This window comes from Photobacterium angustum (assembly GCF_002954615.1).
GTDB lineage: Bacteria > Pseudomonadota > Gammaproteobacteria > Enterobacterales > Vibrionaceae > Photobacterium > Photobacterium angustum_A.
In genome coordinates, this window is sequence record NZ_MSCJ01000001.1 from 265,772 (window position 1) to 287,424 (window position 21,653).

Below are 21,653 nucleotides of genomic sequence, written 5' to 3' on the forward strand. Positions count from 1 at the left end.
TATTCGATGGATTAGACATTTAGGGTAAAGAATGGCAAAAGCAGCAAAACGAGCATATGTTTGTAGTGATTGTGGGATGGACTTTGCTCGTTGGCAAGGTCAGTGCTCTGGATGTAAATCGTGGAATACGATCACTGAATTTACGATCCCTAACACCAAGTCTGGATTAACCAGTAGCTCGGCACGTTCAAGTATTGGCGGCTATGCGGGTGTTGTGGGGGGCGGTTCGAAAAAGCTTAATGAAGTTGAAACCGTTGAAGCTGAAAAAATGCTAACAGGCATTGGCGAGCTTGATCGAGTGTTATGTGGTGGTTTAACGACGGGATCAGTAAATATTATTTCTGGTGATCCAGGGGCAGGTAAAACAACGCTATTGTCAGATCTGGTTTCTCGGATGTCACAGCTGATGCCATCACTTTACTGTACTGCTGAAGAATCACTGTCGCAGTTTAAGAACCGTGTAAATCGCCTCAAGCTAAATTGCAATGAAGATAATTTATATCTGATGGCGGAAACCAGTGTTGAAGCAATCATCGCAGAGCTTGAAGTCAAACAAATCAAGTTTGCGGTGATTGACTCCATTCAGGCAGTATCAACAGAGTTGGCGAATGGTAGCCCGGGTTCACCTTCGCAAGTAAAGGCGGCAGCGCAAGCATTAACTCAGTACTGCAAACAAAATAATGTGACGATGTTTTTGATCGCGCATGTGAATAAAAACAATGAAATTGCCGGTCCTCAGACGCTTGTTCACATTGTCGATTCTCTGCTGCACATTGATACCAATGATGGGCAGGTACGTACATTACGTGCCAATAAAAACCGTTTTGGTGATGTTGATACGGTAGGTATTTTCCGTATGACAGAGCGCGGTATGCTCAGTGTTGATAACCCAAGTGAGATCTTTTTATCTGGCTCAACAACAGAATCGTCAGGCTCTGCTATTACCTGTATTCGAAAAGGTAATCGTAATCTATTGTTAGAGATCCAGTGTTTAACCACTGAAACTGAAGGTGAGTTTCCACAGCGTGTTTGTGTTGGTTTGAATATGAACCGGATTAAGATGCTAACGGGGATCTTACGTAAACATGCGAAGACCAAGATTTACCACGATACTTTTTTCAATATTGTTGGCGGCTTGAAAATTGACGAGTCAGAAACCTGTATTGATTTGGCGCTGGTGGCGGCGTTGTTAAGTAGCCTTAACGAATTTGTGGTGCCGCGTACTACGTGCATTATGGGTGAGCTCAGTCTTAACGGTGATGTGCGCCCAATTGATAGTGGTGTACCTCGAGTAAAAGAAGCAGCGCAGCATGGTTTTACTGAAATTTTTATCCCTTTTCGTAACTACCATAAATCAATGGAAGGCTTAGGGGCGAAGATCACGCCAGTCAAAACTATCCATGAACTGTTAGATCTGATCAATTAATGAAAAAGCGAGAGGTGTTTCTTTTGAGTAAAGAGTATGCCTCTCGTCTTTCGTTATAGCTCACCGTTAAGGTGTGTTGGCTTGTTTGGGATTTGATTTAGCCTGATTAACGGTTTCAAATGTTGCTTCATGATTTTTAGAAGCAAGCTGTACCTGCATTTCAACCATACTCCCAACCGTGTTGAGTAAGGATGTCCATTGCACATTGGGTTCTTTTTTAAAGATAGTGTCGAAGTTTTTAATATCCCAATCGACGAAGGGACGTGGATTTAACGGTTTACCTAAAAAGTGGATCTCATAATGGAGATGGGGGCCTGTTGAAAGACCTGAATTTCCAGTCCAGCCAATTAATTCACCCTTATTAACAAATTGTCCTGCTTTGACATTAAATTTACTCATGTGGGAGTAAGTCGATACAAATCCCATGGCGTGATTTAAGATCAGCTGATTACCATAACCATGTTGGCTACTATTCACTTTTTCTATTACCGCATCAGCAGGGGCATAAATAGGCGTACCTCTTTTGGCCGCAAAGTCTAAGCCATCATGCCTTTTTCGTTGTTTAGTAATAGGATGCACACGAGCACCAAATCCTGATGTTAATTGTACATTCGGGGTGGGCTCACCATTAGGAATAAGTTGAAACAGCGTGGCTTTTACCGCCGAATTAATCGCTGCGGTATTAACGCGTTTTTGAAGATCAAGATCTTTATTTTTTTCACGTAATCCCAGCACATTTTCCATGTCATCAATACGCTGATTTAGTATTTTTAAAGCTTGTTTTTTTTGTTCTATTGTCTCGTTTAACGTTTTATTTAATGCGGTTTCTTCAGATAATGATGCGCTAAGCTCTAAGGCTTGGTTTTGTAGTTTAGAAACTTGCTGGTGGGAGTTTTGGGCTGAGACATAAAGCTCAAACATGGCATGTGTACTGTAAGTAAGCGCGCCACAAAGTAGAAATAGGGCTAAATAACGAAAACTATTAGCCAGTAATGTTTTTTTATTACTGTTACGTAGTTTTGTTGTAAGCGATTTTAAATTAAACATCATGAAAGAAGACACATTGAGCAATTTCTGAAGCTAGAGTCTATGTGCTTAGGTTAATTATTGCTAGTTACCTTTCTCTCATTTGTGCAACAACCTTACGGTTTAATGGTCTTATCTCCCTTGTTTTTATTAATAAATAAAAAAGAGCAACCGAAGTTGCTCTTTATATTTTTGTCATTGGCTTAGCGTTTACTTAGCAATACGCTTGTACTTAATACGGTGTGGTTCCGCCGCATCAGCGCCTAGCGTTTTCTTCAACCAATCGGTGTATTCAGTAAAGTTACCTTCAAAGAAGCTAACCTGACCTTCATCACGGTAGTCAAGAATATGGGTTGCTACACGGTCAAGGAACCAACGGTCGTGCGAGATCACCATTGCACAGCCAGGGAACTCAAGTAGCGCTTCTTCAAGTGCACGTAGCGTTTCAACGTCAAGGTCGTTGGTTGGCTCATCGAGTAGTAATACGTTACCGCCCGCTTTAAGTAATTTCGCAAGGTGAACACGGTTACGCTCACCACCAGATAGATCGCCAATGCGTTTCTGATGATCACTGCCTTTGAAGTTAAAGCGAGACACATAAGCACGCGCAGGAATTTCGAAGTTGTTGATCTTGATGATATCAGCGCCTTCAGAAATTTCTTGGTAAACCGTGTTGTTGTCGTTCATGCTATCGCGGAACTGATCAACCGATGCCAATTTAACCGTTTCACCCAACTCAATAGTGCCTGAATCAGGTTGTTCTGTACCACTTAGCATCTTAAATAGCGTTGATTTACCTGCACCGTTAGCACCGATGATACCGACGATAGCACCTTTAGGCATGCTGAATGATAAGTCATCAATTAATACGCGATCACCGAACGATTTAGTCAGGTTTTTCACTTCGATAACTTTATCACCTAGGCGCTCACCTGGCGGAATGAATAGCTCGTTAGTTTCATTACGCTTTTGGTGTTCATTAGTGCTTAGCTCTTCAAAGCGCGCCATACGTGCTTTCGATTTCGCTTGGCGACCTTTAGGGTTTTGACGAACCCACTCTAGCTCTTTCTCGATGGTTTTTTGTAGCGCACGCTCTTGAGAAGCTTCTTGCTTTAGACGTGCGTCTTTTTGCTCAAGCCAAGAGGTGTAGTTACCTTGCCATGGAATACCTTCACCACGGTCAAGCTCTAAAATCCAACCTGCTGCATTATCAAGGAAGTAACGGTCGTGCGTAATAGCCACAACAGTACCGTTGTAATCAACCAAGAAGTGCTCAAGCCATGCCACTGATTCTGCATCTAAGTGGTTGGTAGGTTCGTCAAGTAGTAGCATGTCAGGCTTATCAAGCAGTAGACGACAAATTGCTACACGGCGACGCTCACCACCCGATAGGTTCTTAATCACAGCATCCCAATCAGGTAGGCGTAGGGCATCTGCTGCACGCTCAAGTTGCATACCAAGGTTGTGACCATCTTTAGTTTCGATCAGTGCTTCAAGTTCACCTTGCTCTTTTGCAAGTGCATCAAAATCTGCATCAGGCTCTGCGTAAGCTGCGTATACTTGATCTAAGCGGATCAGTGCTTCTTTTACATCTGACACTGATTCTTCTACGATTTCACGTACCGTTTTGCTTTCATCTAAAATTGGTTCCTGAGGTAGGTAACCGATTTTTAGACCAGCTTGAGGGCGTGCTTCACCTTCGATATCGGTATCGATACCCGCCATGATGCGTAGTAGTGTTGATTTACCGGCACCGTTTAAACCTAGGACACCGATCTTAGCGCCAGGGAAAAAGCTTAGTGAAATATCTTTTAAAATTTGACGCTTAGGTGGGACGATTTTTCCCACTCGCGACATGGTATAGACGTAATCAGCCATATCCGTGTGTGATCTCTACTTAAAAAATGAAAGGGAATATTTTACCTGTTCTGGACTGAAGTTTAACAGAATTGTTTATATTTGGTGGTGAGAGCCATAAAAAAACTGACTCAAAAAAGTAGGCTGATTTCGCATTAATGTTATAAAAGACTATTCCATTATGTGAATAGGCTTATGAATTATTTGCTAATATAATTGTCTCAGATGTAGTTGCTGGTACTGTTTAGCCCTAGCAACAGGGATTCTACTTTCATCTATTTGATATGGAGCTTCTAGTGCCACGCATTCCAACTTCCCCCAATATTTTTTCAATTGCATTGTTATCACTGGGCATGGTTAGCACGTTTACTGTGCAGGCTGCCTCGTTAGAGCAACAGCGTACTTGGTATGATCAGGCGCAAACAGCGTTTGATAACAATAATATGGCGGTATTTAACGCCAACAAAAGTAAATTAGGTGGGTATCCGCTATACCCTTACTTGGAATATCGTCTATTTAATAAAGACTTAGATAATAAAACACCTAGCCAAGTAAAAACCTTTGTTAATAAGTATAAGGCGTTACCTTTTAGCCAAACTATTCAGCGGAACTACCTTTCTGATCTTGCAGGGGCTGACAGATGGCGAGATTTCCTAGCGGTGCAGCCAACAGAGCCAAGTCGCACTTCTCTAAAATGTTCTTACTACTATGCTAAGAGCCAAACGGGTCATGCAAGCCAAGCGTGGGCGGGAGCAGAGAAGCTGTGGGAGACGGGGAGTTCATTACCTGCGGTTTGTGATCCATTATTAGATGCATGGACTGCTGCGGGTAAACGTACTAATACCTTGATCCTTGATCGCATGTTGTTAGCGTTTGAAAAAGGGAATAAGAGTTTAGTTAGCTACCTTGATAAGCAATTAACAGGCAGTTCACAAGCCACTGGCGATAAAATCCTTGCACTATTAGATAAGCCTCAAGGTGTTGCTGATTTTGCTAAACAGAGCAAAGTGACCAAGTTTAACCAAGCGTTAACTGAAGCTGCATATTATCGATTAGCCCGTGCTGATGTTAAGCAAGCTGTTGCTTCATATAATCAAGTGGTTTCAGGTCAGCACTTTGATAAAGCAACAAAACAGGCGTTAGCTGATGCAGTTGCATCACGACTCATGTCAACCAGTGATCCTGCGTTAGCGAAATGGCGAGATAGCAAATTAAAGACGAGCCAGAACGTGAGTATTTTAGAGCGTCGTATTCGTAATTCGATCCGTGAAGCGGATTGGAGCGGCGTACAAACGTGGATCAATTGTCTACCAAAAGAGGCGAAAGACAGCTCTCGTTGGACATTCTGGCAAGCGCAGTTACTTGCGAAAAAAGGGCAAAAGAAGCAAGCCGATAAAATTTATCAATCACTGTTAGGTGAGCGTGATTTTTATAGTGCTGCTGCTGCAACAATCTTACACAAGCCGATTGTATACCCTAATCAAAAAGGGCCAACATCGACTAAGTTAATTCAACCTTATACCAAGACCTTAAAACGTATTGGTGAGTTAATTGATACTGATAGGCTAATAACAGCAAACCGTGAATGGGGCTACTTGTTATCGAGAGTACAAGGTGTACAAACTAAACGTCAGCTAGCGGTATATGCGGAAAAACATAAGTGGCACCACTTAGCGGTTCAGGCGACTATTTCTGGTAAATTGTGGGATCATATGGCACTTCGTTTCCCACTCGCTCATAAATGGTGGTTTGACTTCTTTAGTAAAAAACGTGGTATACCGACATCTACCATGATGGCGTTAGCTCGACAAGAAAGTGCCTTAAATATTCATGCGCAATCACACGTTGGTGCACGTGGCTTAATGCAATTAATGCCAGCAACAGCAGCGCATACGGCGAAGAAATTAGGTCGAGATTATGCCGGTAAAGAAAGCTTATTCGATCCCGGCGTTAATATTCGTTTAGGCAGTGGCTATCTAAAAATGATGCTAGATAAAAACGACGATAATCGTATTTATTCTTTTGCCTCGTATAACGCAGGACCAGGTCGTGTAAGACAGTGGAAAAAACAGACCGACGGTAAATTAGATGTGTACAGCTTTATTGAGCAAATTCCATTTAATGAAACCCGAGGTTATGTGCAAAATGTGCTTATGTTTGATGTGTACTACAACGAACTGATGGGTAAAAAGGCACCGTTATTAACGCAGAAAGAGTTAAAAGCTCGTTATTAATAACAGCGACTTACTATCGTGATTAACTATAAAAGCCGAGTGTGATGACACTCGGCTTTTTATTATTTGTTATAACGAGAATTACTGGCTGATATCTTGGTGTCGATAGATTATCAAGGTACACTGCAGCAAGATGACATACCTGATGAGGTAACTATGACAACAACTTCTGACAGCCCTGACTTCACCGAGTGGCAGAATGTACTTGATTTGATCCGCCATGCTTCTGCAGAGGAGCGAGATGCGTTGTTATTCCAAGTATTATTAACCCATGATGAGCGAGAAGCACTAATTGCACGTGTGAATATCGTCCATGAATTACTTAATGGTGAGCGTAGTCAGCGTAAGATCAGTGAATTATTAGGGGTCGGTGTCGCTACAATCACCCGAGGGTCTAATGAGTTAAAACATCAGGATGATGAAACAAAAGCATGGTTAGCGAATTTTCTTGCGCAGAATAAACCAGAGCAATAATCGTGTTGAAAATAGGATATTGTTATTTTAACAATATCCTATTTTTTATTAGAACAATTGCGGGTTAAGGAAAGGGATCAAAGCCAAGATTAACGCTTGCTGATAAACCGAGCTTCGCGTTAATAAATGATTCGTGAGCATCGCAATCGCTCCGCCTTTTTGTTTCACATTTTGTTGGTTAAACATTTCATCCATAACGTCACCTAATTCCATTCCTTGTTGTATTTTCTCAAGGGCTAATGGCGGTAACGGTAATGATGCTGAGCGTGACTCACTATATTGCCCGCCATGCTCAATCACCATCCATGCAAACGTAAATTTATCGTCAATCCCCGCTTCTAATCCCACAATATAGTCAGCATCAGGGTATTGTTCACGACAGTGTTTTACCCTATTTCGTGCGCCCAATAAGGTTTCGTCATTGGTAAGGGGCTGATCTCGCACACCACTTTGAGCTGCAATACCTTCAACATTAAAAGAAAGCATTGGAAAGGCGAGAGAAAAAGCATCGCGTACAGCAGCAACTTTTGCAGGATTAGTTGAAGCGACCATAACTGTTTGCATGAGTGAATACCTAAATTAAATCGAATGCGTCTCAGTGTACTGGAAAGATATTGAGTCGGTAAACTATTGAAATAATATCGGGAAAAGGAAAATAAAAAAGCCTGCGATTTCTCGCAGGCTTTCGTATATTAGATTTATCTCTGATGATTACAGGCGATCGTAAGCCCAATCAGATTGGATGATGTAACCGTGAATTTGAAACTCATCGTTATTAACGAACAAGTTAGGAAAATCAGGTTGTGATGTAGAGAATACAACACCATCAGCGAGTTGCGTCATATGGTAAAAGTCAGGCTCACTACCACGAACAGAAGCAAAAACAGGTTGCTTAGGACGGTAATCAGCTTTTTTTGTCGCTAGTGCATAGCTACCAACAGGCGCACATTGTGAAATATTTTCGTTATCGATTAATAGGCCTAAACACTCTTCACGCTCTAGGTGCTGGGGGATCGCGCGCTTGCTGATCACCTCGACAGAGCTACCGTCGTTATATGCTGAAAAGTCTTTACGGTGAATAACAGGGATGTAAGTGCATGTCGCGGCACTATCTAACTCAGTACTTATTGTTGTTGTTGCTTGAGTACCAGTATCTACCTGACCCGTTAAAATATAACCAATAGAGGTATTTAATGTATCTGCGATTTTCTCTAGTTCACGAACTTCAATGCCGTACTTACCGGATAGTTTACGGCTCATCGTGCCTTGTTGAAGATCTAGAGCTTCGCCAAGTTGTTTCTGGCTGATACCTTGAACCTTAGCTAAACGCTTAATTCTCTCTAAATATTCCATAACATTAGCTTCCTGCTTTAAAAAAGGGGGGAATGCAAAGGGCATTCTTAAAAGTCATAACTGAGTTTACTGATAATTGTAATAAAGGAATCCCTTAAGCAACAAAAGTGCGATTGATCTAGGTAAAGAAATATACCCTGAGGGAAAGATGGGTAAAAAAAGGGACAAAATATGCGATAAAAAATAACTAATGAGTAAAGAATGGCTGTTAGGCTCTTAATACAAGAGTGTGTCATTTGGATGAATGCTAATAATCAATAATAAAATCTTGATTAACAGTAGGTTATAAATCAACCTGACGAATAGATAGGGAGCTGGTTATTGCTTTTTTTATGAACTTTGATGCACTTTGTAATTGAGATATATATTAATAGCCGCAATAGCTAATGTTTATAGGTATTTAATTCAATACTAACGGTATTGACAATAATTGATTGTTATTTTTATTGTAAATTGGATTTTAATTCCAAATAAGAATAATTTTCAATGGTATATATTAAACATGACTTTAATGTATCGCTGTGATGCGATAGGGGGGGCTTTTCTTCCATAATAAAAAAGCCCATTCTCAATGAGAGCAGGCTTTAGATGGTTGATTATATTATTATTTAGCAATTGGTGCAGGGGTGCGAATTAAGTAATCAAATGCCCCTAAGCTAGCTTTTGCACCTTCACCCATTGCAATAATGATTTGCTTGTAAGGCACAGTTGTAACATCACCGGCTGCAAAAATACCGTTAACGTTAGTATTACCGTGAGCACCAATTTCAATCTCACCACGTGGTGTTAATGCAACTGCTGATTCTTTTAGCCACTCAGTGTTTGGCACTAAACCAATTTGAACAAAAATACCGGCAAGTTCGATGTGTTTGATTTCATCCGTGTTACGATCTTTGTAGCTGATACCTGTAACGCGAGTACCATCGCCAACCACTTCTGTCGTTTGTGCCATTTTAATAATGTCGATGTTAGGCATACTTTCAGCTTTATTGATCAACACTTGGTCAGCACGTAATGTGTCAGCAAATTCAAGAACAGTCACATGTTCAACAATACCAGCAAGATCAATCGCCGCTTCAATCCCTGAATTACCACCACCGATAACGGCTGTGCGCTTGCCTTTGAATAATGGACCGTCACAGTGAGGACAGTAAGCCACACCTTTATTACGATACTCTTGCTCACCAGGAACGTTCATTTCACGCCAGCGAGCACCAGTACTGATGATCACGCTACGTGCTTTTAGCATTGCGCCGCTTTCTAGATAAACGTGCGTATAACCATCTTCAGTATCAGCAGCTTCAACAATGTTATTAACACGCTGCTCGCTCATAATATCAACGTTGTATTGTTTTACGTGCTCTTCAAGGCTTGCCGCTAAACGAGGGCCTTGGGTTTCTTTAACAGAAATAAAGTTCTCGATAGACATGGTATCCATCACCTGACCACCGAAGCGCTCAGCAACAACACCAGTACGGATACCTTTACGTGCAGCGTAGATTGCAGCAGATGCACCAGCAGGGCCACCACCGACAACTAATACATCAAATGGGTTTTTTTCGTTTAGACTTGCCGCTACTTTTTTAGCAGCGCCTGTGTCTAACTTATTTAAAATTTCAGTAAGCGACATACGGCCTTGACCAAAGACTTCACCGTTCACATAAACAGTCGGTACTGCCATGATATTACGTTCAGTTACTTCGTCTTGGAAAGCTGCGCCATCAATCATCGTTGCTTTAATGCGCGGGTTAATCGCTGCCATCATGTTGAATGCTTGCACAACATCAGGACAGTTCTGGCAAGATAATGAAATAAAGGTTTCAACAACAATATCTTGATCTAAAGCTGCGATTTGGTCGATAACCGCTTGCTCTAGTTTCATTGGGTGACCACCACTGTGTAGTAGCGCTAATACCAATGAAGTAAATTCGTGTCCCATTGGAAGACCTGCAAAGCTCATTGAGGTCTGTTTGGTTGGGTTAACCACTTGCATTACAGGCTTACGTACACTGGCATTATTATCTTCAATAACACTAACTTTATCGTTTAGTTCTGCGATCTCGTGAGCAAGCTCATGCAGTTTTTGTGCAGTGTCACTATCATCTAAACTTAATACCAGTTGGATATCTGTTTTTAAATTTTCTAAATACGCTTTTAATTGCTGCTTCATGCTTTGTTCTAACATAATCTTGCCTTTTTAATTTATTTACGGCTTAACAGCAGATAAAGAATGCGGATCTACTGTTATACGACATATCGCCTATATAAAAAGGCTTAAATATGTTTGAAGGTATTTGAATGAATAAGGCACCAAACATGACGTTTATGCTTGATGCCTTATTACTTTTAAATAAGTGAATTATTTAAAAGTTAGATAAGTAATAAGTGAATCTATATAGAGAATAAAATCACTTATTATTATCAAAGGTAAATAAGATTAGATCTTACCTACTAGGTCTAGAGAAGGAGTTAGTGTTGCTTCGCCTTCTTTCCATTTTGCAGGACAAACTTCACCTGGGTGTGCTGCAACATATTGTGCTGCTTTCACTTTACGCATTAGATCATCAGCTTCACGACCGATACCTTCAGCAGTGATTTCCATTGCTTGGATAACACCTTGTGGATCGATTAAGAAAGTAGCACGGTCTGCAAGACCTTGACCTTCACGCATAACATTGAAGTTATTAGTGATGTTACCAGTTTGGTCACCTACCATGTAGTAGTTGATTTTACCGATAGTGTCAGAGCTGTCGTGCCATGCTTTGTGAGTAAAGTGAGTATCTGTAGATACAGAGAATACTTCAACGCCGCGCTCTTGAAGTTCTGCGTAATGGTCGGCTAAATCGCCAAGCTCAGTTGGACATACAAAAGTAAAGTCAGCAGGGTAGAAGAAGAATACCGCCCACTTACCTAAAACGTCTTGCTCAGTGATTTCTACGAATTTGCCTTCTTTGTAAGCTGTTGCGCTAAATGGCTTGATTTCTGTGTTGATCATGATGGAATCCTTTTAAATATTATTTTAAGTTTTTATGCTGTAGTGCAAATCAAATCTCTGGAGCCATTATTGTTAAAACAGCAAAATTTAGGAAATCGTTATAGCCGATACATTCAATAGCTAAAACCTATTAGGTTGAACGATTGTTTTTAAACAGGTGTTTTGATTGAGGCTAACGCAAGAAGATAAAAGGTAGGTATCGTTTAGAGATAAGAGATTTGGTTCTATTTATTGATAGTAGAATGGCTGTAGCAGTAAGGATCTTTAATACTCAGGCGTTCAAGGTTTCGATGTTTTTTGCGTTAAGCAATTAAGAAAAAGAAATCACAAATTCAGATACAAAAAAGGCCACTTCCTAAGAAGTGGCCTTTTCCAAACGTTTGGTGGAGCTGGCGGGATTTGAACCCGCGTCCAAAATCAGTCTAACAGATGGCGCTACATGTTTAGTCAATCTTTATTCTCGTATCCACACTGCGAATTGACACGCTATGCTAATACATACCAGAATTCTATTTCGCGGTTCATCTCTCTAGTCAAAGAATCCCTCGCTATCTCGTTTGGGTTTGAACCCCTGTTATTCCCCGTCTTACAAGCGGAAGCTAGGGCAGGAGCGCTCTTAGCAGGGTATTAAGCTGCTAGTGCGTAGTTTTCGTCGTTTGCGACTATTTTTTTGCGGCTGTTTAACGAGGCAAACCGCACCTCGACATGCTCCACAAGCCTTCGTGATCCTGTCGAATCCTGAATCAGCCCCAGATGCGATTGATGTTAGCAGAATAATTAACTAGGTCAACAGGTATATTATAATTCAATTACCAAGTGATTGATTACTATTCAAATGCTAACATCATGTTGTACTAAGTAACTTAACGGTTATTACCTTTCAAGATTCTTGCTTTGTCGCGCTGCCAATCTTTCGCTTTGCTATCAGCACGTTTGTCATGCAATTTCTTGCCACGAGCAGTACCAATTTTGATTTTTACAAAAGAGGTGCTCCAGTACATGTTTAGGGCAACGATAGTATCGCCTTCACGGTTTACTGAATCTGCTAACTTTCGAAGTTCGCGGCGATTAAGCAATAGCTTACGTACGCGTGTTGGATCGGCAACCACGTGGGTAGATGCTGCATTTAATGGAGAAATGGTTAAGCCAGAAATAAAGGCTTCGCCGTTACGTAAGAAAACATAACTTTCAGTCATATTTACTTTACCGTCACGGATAGCTTTTACTTCCCATCCTTGTAGAACCATACCAGCTTCGTATTCATCACCGATGGCAAATTCGAATCGAGCGCTTTTATTTTTGGCAATCGTATTGCTACTTTTTTTTGGTTTTTTAGCCATGTTGACCTCATCGAGTCATTGTTGCTGTCCCAGAACAAAATCTAATATGGGTGATTTTTCTGGTCGAATAAGCTATTGAAGTTACCATATTTAAAGGTTGTAACAATAGCTATTTTGGCAGATCGCTTAGTAATGGTATTATAGTGTTGTCTCTTTAAGCGCAATGGCTTTGAGCCTAAAGAGCTGTCTGTTCGATGAAGGAGAAACTATGCCGCAGATTAGTCGCTCTGCACTGGTTCCGTTTAGTGCCCAGCAAATGTTTGAACTTGTAAATGATGTAGAATCTTATCCAGCTTTCTTACCCGGATGTGCTGGTAGTAAAGTTATTGAAAGTTCGACAAGTCATATGATGGCATCGGTTGATGTTGCGAAGGCGGGTATTCGAAAAACATTTGTTACGCATAATAAATTGGTCGATTTTAATCAAATTAATATGCAGTTAGTCGATGGCCCTTTCCGTAAGTTAGTGGGTGGGTGGACGTTTACAGAATTAGATTCAACGGCATGTAAAATTGAGCTTAACCTTGAGTTTGAATTTACTAGCGGTTTGATTGATGCGGCCTTTGGTAAAATTTTCCGCGATCTAACTGGTAGTATGGTACAGGCCTTTACTCAGCGAGCAAAAGAAGTTTATGCATTCTGATCAACCATTAATTCATGTTGAGGTTGTTTACGCATTACCCAATATGCAGCGCGTGTTAAAATTAGCAGTTGTTGCTGATACGCCCATTCAAGAAATAATCGAACAATCTGGCATTTTAGCCATGTATCCTGATATTGATTTAAAGAAGAATAAAGTTGGGATTTATAGCCGAAATGTGAAGCTAGATGGTACGGCAAGAGAAGGGGATAGAATTGAAATTTATCGCCCATTGGTTGCCGATCCTCGAGAGATCCGCCGTAAGCGCGCAGAGCAAGCTAAACTAGAAGCCGATAAAAATAAATAAACCTGAAAATAGCGGTTTATTAGATATAAAAAAGCTCGCATCAGCGAGCTTTTTTGTTACGCGTATAACAAGGCTATTGATTCATAGGATCCATGAAGTTAGCACCTTGTTTGAAATCACCTTTCATACTAACAAGCTGGGCTTGTGGATTGAAAGTTAAAATCAGATTCTTCTGGATCGGCTTATCATGGCCGTTCTTTTCATAGAAGATATAGTTCCATCTGTCTGGGTAACTTGGGTCTACCAACATAGGTGTGCCCAGAACATATTGAACTTGTGCTTTTGTCATACCGACACGAAGCATATCAACGCTTTTTTGTTCTACGTAGTTGCCTTGGTCTATATCAATACGATAGACCAAACGTTCAGCGATTGAACAGCCACTAAGTAAGCCTAACGCTAGGGTTAGGGCTGCAATGTTTTTCCAAGTCATAGCATCCTGGCTTTTTAGCTTTAACTGCTGCGATGATAAACAAGGTCTATGCAGAAGTAAAAAGCGGTAAAGAAAAAAAGTAAATAATTTTGATATTCGACTATTACTTCTCGTAATAGTTGCATCTGTGTCTTAGTTTATTTCATAACCGCTAAATAAGCGAAACATAATCAAGCTGCAATGAGTAACTCTTTTGCATTGGCTAATGTTCGTTCAGTAATTTCGCTGCCACCAAGTAGACGCGCTAATTCTGCAATACGATCCTCTTCTGTTAGTGGACGCATATTTGTTTCTGTCTGTCCTTCCGAGGTTTTTTTCGCTACAAACATTTGTTGATGACCACAACCTGCGACTTGCGGTAAGTGTGTAACACACATTACTTGGGTTGACTCACCTAAGGTTCTTAGCATTTTTCCGACAATCGCAGCGGTTGGTCCACTGATACCCACATCGACTTCATCGAAAATCAAACTTGGTGTTTCTACTTTTTGCGCTGTGATCACTTGAATTGCGAGCGATATACGTGAAAGCTCACCACCTGATGCGACTTTACCTAGCGGCTGTAAAGGCTGACCAGGGTTGGTTGAAACTAAAAAGCTAATACTGTCATAACCAATAGGGCTTAGCATACGTTCAGGATCGCTGGCGATATTAATCGAGAACTCACCGTGTTCCATGCTAAGCGTATGCATGCTTTCAGAGATCTTTTGATCTAGCTCTTTAGCATAACGTTGGCGACTTTTGCTTAGCTTTTCTGCGGCAAGAAGGCACTTTTGGCGCAATGCTTCTACGTTTTCTGTCATTTCTTCTAAACGTTCATCACTACAATCAAGATTGTCTAATTCTTTAAGTAGATCTTGATGCTTTTGGTATAACTCGTTTGGCATTACGTAGTGTTTACGCGCCATCGACATGATTTTAGCTAAGCGCTCTTCTAAATAGATCAAGCGATGTGGATCCATATCCAAGTTATCAAGATAGCTGCGGAGCTCTTGGCTTGCTTCTTGAACTTGAATAATGGCTTCTTCAAGCATTTGTGGGATGACATTCAGGCTATTGTCATATTCACCTAAATTACACACTTGTTGAGATGCCATTTGAAGCAGTTGCAACGCGTTACCATCGTCATTGTCATAAAGCATTGATAATGCGGTTTGGCTTGCAACGGCTAATTCACCACTATTTGATAAGCGTTTGTGCTCTTCTTCAATTTCGTTGAATTCTTCTTCACCGAGTGCGAGTTCATCTAATTCTTTTACTTGATATTGTAATAGCTGTTTTTGTGCTTCGTTTTCTTCGCGACTTTGGGTTAAGCGCTTTAATTCATTATGCGCTTGACGCCAGCGTTGATACGTTTCACGGGTTTTATCAAGTAACGAATGGTGGCCTGCATATTGATCTAGCATGTGTTGCTGATATTCAGGACGCATTAATTGCTGGTGGGCATGTTGTCCGTGAATGTTGATCAGCAATTGTCCTAATGCTTTTTGCTGTGAAGCAGGAACTGGGCTGCCATTAATAAAGCCACGAGAGCGACCTTCTTTGGTGATCACACGACGTAAGATACATTCTTCGCCATCCATTAAATCGTTATCTTCTAGCCAACGTCGAGCGGCTTGGTTATTAGCCAATAAAAAAGCGGCAGATATTTCTGCTTTATCTTCATTAGGACGAACCATAGTCGCTTCTGCACGATCACCAAGGCATAAGCCAAGTGCATCGATAGCGATGGATTTACCTGCGCCCGTCTCACCTGTAATGGTGGTCATACCGGGTTTTAGTTCAAATTGAAGCGTTTTAACAATGGCAAAGTTAGAGATAGTCATGTGTGCCAGCATGTGTTCACCTGTTTAAATCAACACCTGTTTTTACATACAGTATATACTGTATCCATAACCAGTAAAGTGCTGAGTAAGAAAATATGCTGAAAAATTTGATTTAAGTTAAGTTTATGAAATGCAGATAGAAATAAAGCCAGTACGTGACTGGCTTTATGATAGTTTTTATTCTAGTAGAAGGTGATTGAGGATCAGAAAAGGCGGCTTGACCAACCTAGCTTTCCTCTTAGCACGTTGTAGTAACTGTAATCTTTAGGATGGATGAGCTGTAATCTGTCTTTACTTTGGTAAATATGGATTTCATCACCAGGGCTAACTGGTAAAGAGACTTGCCCATCACAGCTGACTTCAAGCGTACTACCATTATTAGGTGAAACCAGCAGCTTAATACAGCGATCACCATCAACAACTAATGGGCGGCAAGAAAGCGTATGCGGGAACATTGGCACCAGGGCTATTGCATTTAAACTAGGTGATAAGATTGGACCACCGCCTGATAATGAGTAAGCAGTAGAGCCTGTTGGTGTCGCAATAATCAACCCATCAGAACGCTGTGAGAAAGCAAAGCAATCATCAATGTAGACTTCAAACTCGATCATATGAGCGATTTTATCTGGGTGAAGTACGGCTTCATTTAATGCGGCATTTCGACTTTTTACTTGCCCATGACGATGCACTTCTGCTTCAAGTAAAAAGCGATCTTCTTTTCTAAACTCGCCTTTGAGTACACGACTAAGGGGCTCTTCAAAATCATCAGGATCAAGATCGGTAAGAAAACCAAGGTTACCGCGGTTAACACCAATGACGGAAATATCAAAACGAGAGAGAACACGTGCTGCGCCCAGCATATTACCGTCACCACCCACAACAATAGCAAGATCGGCTTTTTCACCTAGTGTGAGCAAATCACAAAAACACTGTTCAGGGATCTCAAGATCATCAGAAAGACGGTGATCGAGTAATACGGTGTAGTTTTGTGCCACTAACCATTGATATAGGCTCATGTGAGTCTGTAATGCATCAGGGTTGCGTGGTTTACCTATTAACGCAATGGTGTCAAAAATTCGCGTCATCTCTTTGTTCCAACATCTAATAGTGAGGGCAGTATAGCCTTAGAAAAAATAACTTGTCGCTGTTTGTTATCAATATTGGGTTGAATCATTGAACTTCATCCCCATAATATGCCCAAGACTGTTGAAAAGTAGTGGCGTAGAATAGCCTACTGCTGATTATACATACCCAATTATCTTGGCGGAGAACCAACGCATGACTAACAAAAACCACAATGTACAGGATGAGCAGCTAAATGATGCAGTTGACGCTGTTGAAGTAGAAGCTGTAGAGGGTGAGTTTGTTGAATCAGAACAAGAATTATACGAATCTCGTATTGCAGAGCTAGAATCGGCGTTACTGTCAAGTGAAGCACAAGCTAATGAAGCAAAAGATGCAGCATTACGTGCACGCGCAGAAGGCGAAAATATTCGTCGTCGTTCAGAGCAAGAAATTGATAAAGCACGTAAGTACGCATTAAACAAATTTGCAGAAGAATTATTACCTGTTATTGATAACCTTGAGCGTGCACTTGAGATGGCAGACAAGACTGATGAATCATCAAAAGCGATGATGGAAGGTGTTGAGCTAACGCTAAAAACAATGACAGACACCGTTGCTAAATTTGGTTTAACGCAAATTAACCCACAAGGTGAAGCGTTTAACCCTGAATTCCATCAAGCGATGGCAATTCAAGAAAGCACTGATTTTGCACCAAACACTGTAATGATGGTGATGCAAAAAGGCTATGAGCTAAATGGTCGTGTGATCCGTCCTGCAATGGTGATGGTATCTAAAGCTGCAGCAGGTAACGTAAATACTCAAGCGTAATAACGTTTATCAGCTAAAGTATAAAGGCCCACTTCGGTGGGTTTTTTTATTTTTTTTGAAAATATTTTTGTTTTGCCCTTGAAAAGCATTCTGGCGGCCTTATTTAGTAGTCATAAGACATTAAACATATTTGTCACGGGTAAAGCCCGAACCGCTAACTTTAGAATCCGTTCTAGGTGTAGCAAGTAAATATAACGAATTTCGGAGATAGTCTGATGGGTAAAATCATTGGTATTGACTTAGGTACTACAAACTCTTGTGTAGCAGTACTTGACGGCGACAAACCACGTGTAATCGAAAACGCAGAAGGCGAGCGTACAACAGCATCAGTTGTTGCCTACACTCAAGATGGTGAAACGCTAGTTGGTCAACCAGCAAAACGTCAGGCAGTAACAAACCCTGAAAACACACTATTCGCAATCAAGCGTCTAATCGGTCGTCGTTTTGAAGACGAAGAAGTTCAGCGCGATATCGAAATCATGCCTTACAAAATTGTTAAGGCTGACAACGGTGATGCATGGGTAGAAGCAAAAGGCCAAAAAATGGCTGCTCCTCAAGTATCTGCTGAAATTCTTAAGAAAATGAAGAAAACAGCTGAAGATTACCTTGGCGAACCAGTTACTGGCGCAGTAATCACAGTTCCTGCTTACTTCAACGATGCACAGCGTCAAGCAACAAAAGATGCTGGCCGTATCGCAGGTTTAGATGTTAAACGTATCATTAACGAACCAACAGCTGCTGCACTAGCTTACGGCTTAGACAAGCAAGGTGGTGATCGCACTATCGCTGTTTACGACCTTGGTGGTGGTACATTTGATATTTCAATCATCGAGATCGATGAAGTTGAAGGTGAGAAAACATTTGAAGTTCTAGCAACTAACGGTGATACACACCTAGGTGGTGAAGACTTCGATACTCGTCTAATCAACTACTTAGTAGAAGAGTTCAAGAAAGATCAAGGCATCGACCTTAAGAACGATCCTCTTGCAATGCAGCGTCTAAAAGAAGCAGCAGAAAAAGCGAAAATCGAACTATCATCTGCACAACAAACTGATGTAAACCTACCTTACATTACAGCAGATGCAACTGGTCCTAAGCACATGAACATCAAAGTGACTCGTGCAAAACTAGAATCTCTAGTTGAAGACCTAGTTCAACGTTCTCTAGACCCACTAAAAGTTGCGCTAGCTGATGCAGACCTAACTGTTGGTGACATAACTGATGTTATCCTAGTTGGTGGTCAAACTCGTATGCCTATGGTTCAAGCTAAAGTAACTGAGTTCTTTGGTAAAGAGCCACGTAAAGACGTTAACCCTGATGAAGCAGTTGCTGTAGGTGCTGCTGTTCAAGGTGGTGTACTTGCTGGTGATGTTAAAGACGTTCTACTTCTAGACGTTACTCCACTATCTCTTGGTATTGAAACCATGGGTGGCGTGATGACTAAGCTTATCGAGAAGAACACAACTATCCCAACAAAAGCGAACCAAGTGTTCTCTACTGCTGAAGATAACCAAAGCGCGGTAACTATCCACGTAATTCAAGGTGAGCGTAAGCAAGCAAGCTTCAACAAGTCTCTAGGTCAATTCAACCTAGAAGGCATTCAGCCTGCACCTCGTGGTATGCCACAAATCGAAGTAACATTCGACCTTGATGCTGATGGTATCCTAAACGTATCTGCAAAAGATAAGACTACGGGTAAAGAGCAGAAGATCACTATCCAAGCGTCTGGTGGTCTAAGCGATGCTGATATCGAGAAAATGGTTCAAGAAGCTGAAGCTAACAAAGAAAACGACAAAAAGTTTGAAGAGTTAGTAACTGCTCGTAACCAAGCTGACCAGCTAATTCACGGTACTCGTAAGCAAATCGAAGAAGCGGGTGACGCACTTCCTGCTGATGAGAAAGCAAAAATCGAAGCTGCTGTTGCTGAACTAGAAGAAGCACGTAAAGGCGAAGATAAAGAAGCAATTGATGCGAAAGTTCAAGCTGTAGTTGCTGCTTCTCAAAAGCTAATGGAAATCGCTCAACAGAAAGCACAAGCTCAACAAGCTGATGGCGCTGGTGAGCAACAAGCTAAGCAAGACGACGATGTTGTTGATGCTGAGTTTGAAGAAGTTAAAGACAACAAATAAGAACGTTATTAATATCTATTAATTAACATCTTATTTAAATTACGGGCGTTTGAGGTTACTCTAACGCCCGTAACTATATCTAGCCAGGTGACAATCAAGTTATGTCTAAACGTGATTTATATGAAGTGCTAGGCGTAGCCCGTGACGCAGGTGAGCGTGACATTAAAAAGGCTTATAAGCGCTTAGCAATGAAGTTCCACCCCGACCGTAACCAGGGTGACGACGAGTCAGCAGAGAAATTCAAAGAAGTTAAATATGCTTATGAAATTCTAACTGATGGCCAAAAACGCGCAGCTTACGATCAGTACGGCCATGCAGCCTTTGAACAAGGTGGAATGGGCGGCGGTGGCGGCGGCTTCGGCGGCGGTGCAGACTTTAGCGACATCTTTGGTGATGTGTTCGGCGATATCTTTGGTGGTGGCGGTGGTCGTCGTCAACAACGCGCACAGCGTGGCTCAGATCTTCGTTACAACATGGAACTGACGTTAGAAGAAGCTGTTCGCGGTTGTTCAAAAGAAATCCGTGTACCTACCTTAGTAGGTTGTGACTCTTGTGATGGTTCTGGTGCAAAAAAAGGTTCATCAGCAACAACATGTGGTACTTGTCACGGTGCTGGCCAAGTACAAATGCGTCAAGGTTTCTTTGCGGTTCAGCAAACTTGTCCACACTGTCATGGTCGTGGTCAAATCATCAAAGATCCATGTAATAAATGTCATGGCGAAGGCCGTGTAGAAGAAACCAAAACGTTATCAGTTAAAATTCCTGCAGGTGTTGATACTGGCGACCGTATTCGTCTTACTGGCGAAGGGGAAGCGGGTGAATTTGGCGCTCCAGCAGGTGACTTGTACGTCCAAGTACATGTAAAAGAACACAACATTTTCCAACGTGATGGCAATAACCTACATTGTGAAGTACCTGTAAGCTTTACAATGGCGGCATTAGGTGGGGAAGTTGAAGTTCCAACCCTTGATGGTCGTGTAAGCTTGAAAGTACCCGCTGAAATGCAAACGGGTCGTATGTTCCGTATGCGTGGTAAAGGTGTTGATTCTGTTCGTGGCGGTATGACGGGCGATCTTATTTGTAAGTTAGTGGTGGAAACGCCTGTTAACTTAAGCTCACGCCAAAAAGAGTTGCTTCAAGAACTTGAAGAAACGTTTGGCGGTAAAGCTGCAAGTAAGCACAAACCAAAATCAGAAGGTTTCTTTAAAGGTGTGAAGAAGTTTTTTGATGATTTAACTAACTAAAAGTAGTTAAACACTGAATTTTAAAAGCCGACGTGATGTCGGCTTTTTTATTTCCAGCAATCAGCTTGATCTGTAGTAGTAGATGTTTCGCCATTACTTTTTAATATTAGATTTGAGCATATATCTGCAGATTGCAAACTAGTTTTTGACGCAGTTAAACTGTAGTTAGTTGATGTGCTTGTAATTGTATAATTATAACGCTCACCAGAATTATCACACTGGCTGCAGATACTTGCAGATAATGATCCTGATGAAGGATACGCAATACCTTTCGTTTTATTTTCTTCAATATTGAGTTGAATCATTACTAAGTCAGCCATTGCTTTATTGCGATGGCTCTTTAGAACATGGCTTTGATAAGAAGGGTAGGCGATAGCTGTTACTATACCTATAATCGCCACTACAATTAACATTTCGATCAGAGTCACGCCTTTTTGTGTAGTCATCATCCTTAATCTCTTTATTTTACGAGTTCC

At 41.2% G+C, this 21,653-nt stretch carries 19 protein-coding genes and 1 other RNA gene; 8 read left to right on the forward strand and 12 right to left on the reverse strand.

Translation table 11 applies throughout. The features are described from left to right. Positions 1 to 31: 31 nt before the first annotated feature. Positions 32 to 1,426, forward strand: a complete 1,395-nt coding sequence (gene radA / locus BTO08_RS01105) for a DNA repair protein RadA (RefSeq protein WP_045083772.1) — start codon at positions 32 to 34, stop codon at positions 1,424 to 1,426. A gap of 66 nt (positions 1,427 to 1,492) precedes the next feature. Here the strand turns inward: radA and BTO08_RS01110 are convergent, their stop codons facing one another. Further along, positions 1,493 to 2,476, reverse strand: coding sequence for a M23 family metallopeptidase (locus tag BTO08_RS01110; RefSeq protein WP_105059557.1), 984 nt, complete (start codon positions 2,474 to 2,476; stop codon positions 1,493 to 1,495). 186 nt (positions 2,477 to 2,662) lie between these two features. Further along, a complete protein-coding gene (ettA, locus tag BTO08_RS01115; RefSeq protein WP_105059558.1) occupies positions 2,663 to 4,330 on the reverse strand; it encodes an energy-dependent translational throttle protein EttA in 1,668 nt (555 codons plus the stop codon). 263 nt (positions 4,331 to 4,593) lie between these two features. Here ettA and sltY point away from each other — a divergent pair, with 263 nt between their 5' ends. Both sltY and trpR read left to right on the forward strand, forming a co-directional pair. Further along, positions 4,594 to 6,543 (forward strand): murein transglycosylase, encoded by a 1,950-nt coding sequence (gene sltY, locus BTO08_RS01120; protein ID WP_105059559.1) that lies wholly within the window; start codon positions 4,594 to 4,596, stop codon positions 6,541 to 6,543. Positions 6,544 to 6,699: 156 nt separating this feature from the next. Further along, positions 6,700 to 7,017, forward strand: a complete 318-nt coding sequence (gene trpR / locus BTO08_RS01125; RefSeq protein WP_045083794.1) for a trp operon repressor — start codon at positions 6,700 to 6,702, stop codon at positions 7,015 to 7,017. A 48-nt stretch (positions 7,018 to 7,065) separates the two neighbouring features. Here the strand turns inward: trpR and yjjX are convergent, their stop codons facing one another. The 6 genes from yjjX to smpB form a co-directional block, all read right to left on the reverse strand. Further along, the gene (gene yjjX / locus BTO08_RS01130) at positions 7,066 to 7,581 is read right to left on the reverse strand and encodes an inosine/xanthosine triphosphatase (protein ID WP_105059560.1); all 516 of its coding nucleotides are present in this window, start codon (positions 7,579 to 7,581) and stop codon (positions 7,066 to 7,068) included. Between the two features lie 147 nt (positions 7,582 to 7,728). Further along, positions 7,729 to 8,370 (reverse strand): helix-turn-helix domain-containing protein, encoded by a 642-nt coding sequence (locus BTO08_RS01135; protein WP_045128392.1) that lies wholly within the window; start codon positions 8,368 to 8,370, stop codon positions 7,729 to 7,731. Positions 8,371 to 8,974: 604 nt separating this feature from the next. Continuing rightward, complete coding sequence (gene ahpF / locus BTO08_RS01140) at positions 8,975 to 10,555, reverse strand: alkyl hydroperoxide reductase subunit F (RefSeq protein WP_105059561.1); 1,581 nt, start codon at positions 10,553 to 10,555, stop codon at positions 8,975 to 8,977. A 252-nt stretch (positions 10,556 to 10,807) separates the two neighbouring features. Beyond that, positions 10,808 to 11,365, reverse strand: coding sequence for an alkyl hydroperoxide reductase subunit C (ahpC, locus tag BTO08_RS01145; RefSeq protein WP_005369476.1), 558 nt, complete (start codon positions 11,363 to 11,365; stop codon positions 10,808 to 10,810). A 381-nt stretch (positions 11,366 to 11,746) separates the two neighbouring features. Next, positions 11,747 to 12,116: a transfer-messenger RNA gene (gene ssrA / locus BTO08_RS01150) on the reverse strand. A gap of 112 nt (positions 12,117 to 12,228) precedes the next feature. Then, the gene (smpB, locus tag BTO08_RS01155; protein WP_105059562.1) at positions 12,229 to 12,705 is read right to left on the reverse strand and encodes an SsrA-binding protein SmpB; all 477 of its coding nucleotides are present in this window, start codon (positions 12,703 to 12,705) and stop codon (positions 12,229 to 12,231) included. Between the two features lie 208 nt (positions 12,706 to 12,913). Between smpB and BTO08_RS01160 the strand changes: the two genes are divergently transcribed. After that, positions 12,914 to 13,348 (forward strand): SRPBCC family protein, encoded by a 435-nt coding sequence (locus BTO08_RS01160; RefSeq protein WP_105059563.1) that lies wholly within the window; start codon positions 12,914 to 12,916, stop codon positions 13,346 to 13,348. Then, positions 13,338 to 13,652: an RnfH family protein gene (locus BTO08_RS01165; RefSeq protein ID WP_005369469.1), complete on the forward strand. Its 315-nt coding sequence runs from the start codon at positions 13,338 to 13,340 to the stop codon at positions 13,650 to 13,652. The genes BTO08_RS01160 and BTO08_RS01165 overlap by 11 nt, the downstream gene beginning before the upstream one ends. A gap of 73 nt (positions 13,653 to 13,725) precedes the next feature. Here the strand turns inward: BTO08_RS01165 and bamE are convergent, their stop codons facing one another. The 3 genes from bamE to nadK all read right to left on the reverse strand — a co-directional run bounded on the left by bamE (position 13,726) and on the right by nadK (position 16,996). Next, positions 13,726 to 14,085, reverse strand: coding sequence for an outer membrane protein assembly factor BamE (gene bamE, locus BTO08_RS01170; RefSeq protein WP_105059564.1), 360 nt, complete (start codon positions 14,083 to 14,085; stop codon positions 13,726 to 13,728). 170 nt (positions 14,086 to 14,255) lie between these two features. Then, positions 14,256 to 15,923 carry a DNA repair protein RecN gene (gene recN / locus BTO08_RS01175; RefSeq protein WP_105059565.1) on the reverse strand — a complete coding sequence of 556 codons (1,668 nt, stop codon included), beginning with the start codon at positions 15,921 to 15,923 and terminating at the stop codon, positions 14,256 to 14,258. A 191-nt stretch (positions 15,924 to 16,114) separates the two neighbouring features. Continuing rightward, positions 16,115 to 16,996, reverse strand: a complete 882-nt coding sequence (gene nadK, locus BTO08_RS01180) for an NAD(+) kinase (RefSeq protein WP_005369464.1) — start codon at positions 16,994 to 16,996, stop codon at positions 16,115 to 16,117. A 193-nt stretch (positions 16,997 to 17,189) separates the two neighbouring features. Between nadK and grpE the strand changes: the two genes are divergently transcribed. The 3 genes from grpE (at position 17,190) to dnaJ (ending at position 21,177) form a co-directional block, all read left to right on the forward strand. Next, positions 17,190 to 17,804 (forward strand): nucleotide exchange factor GrpE, encoded by a 615-nt coding sequence (gene grpE / locus BTO08_RS01185; RefSeq protein ID WP_105059566.1) that lies wholly within the window; start codon positions 17,190 to 17,192, stop codon positions 17,802 to 17,804. Positions 17,805 to 18,019: 215 nt separating this feature from the next. Continuing rightward, positions 18,020 to 19,933, forward strand: a complete 1,914-nt coding sequence (dnaK, locus tag BTO08_RS01190; RefSeq protein WP_105059567.1) for a molecular chaperone DnaK — start codon at positions 18,020 to 18,022, stop codon at positions 19,931 to 19,933. A 101-nt stretch (positions 19,934 to 20,034) separates the two neighbouring features. Beyond that, entirely contained in the window at positions 20,035 to 21,177 is a 1,143-nt protein-coding gene (gene dnaJ / locus BTO08_RS01195) for a molecular chaperone DnaJ (RefSeq protein ID WP_005369459.1), read from the forward strand. A gap of 47 nt (positions 21,178 to 21,224) precedes the next feature. On the opposite strand, the gene BTO08_RS01200 is transcribed toward dnaJ, so the two are convergent. Beyond that, positions 21,225 to 21,626 carry a type IV pilin protein gene (locus BTO08_RS01200; protein WP_105059568.1) on the reverse strand — a complete coding sequence of 134 codons (402 nt, stop codon included), beginning with the start codon at positions 21,624 to 21,626 and terminating at the stop codon, positions 21,225 to 21,227. Positions 21,627 to 21,653 lie beyond the last annotated feature (27 nt).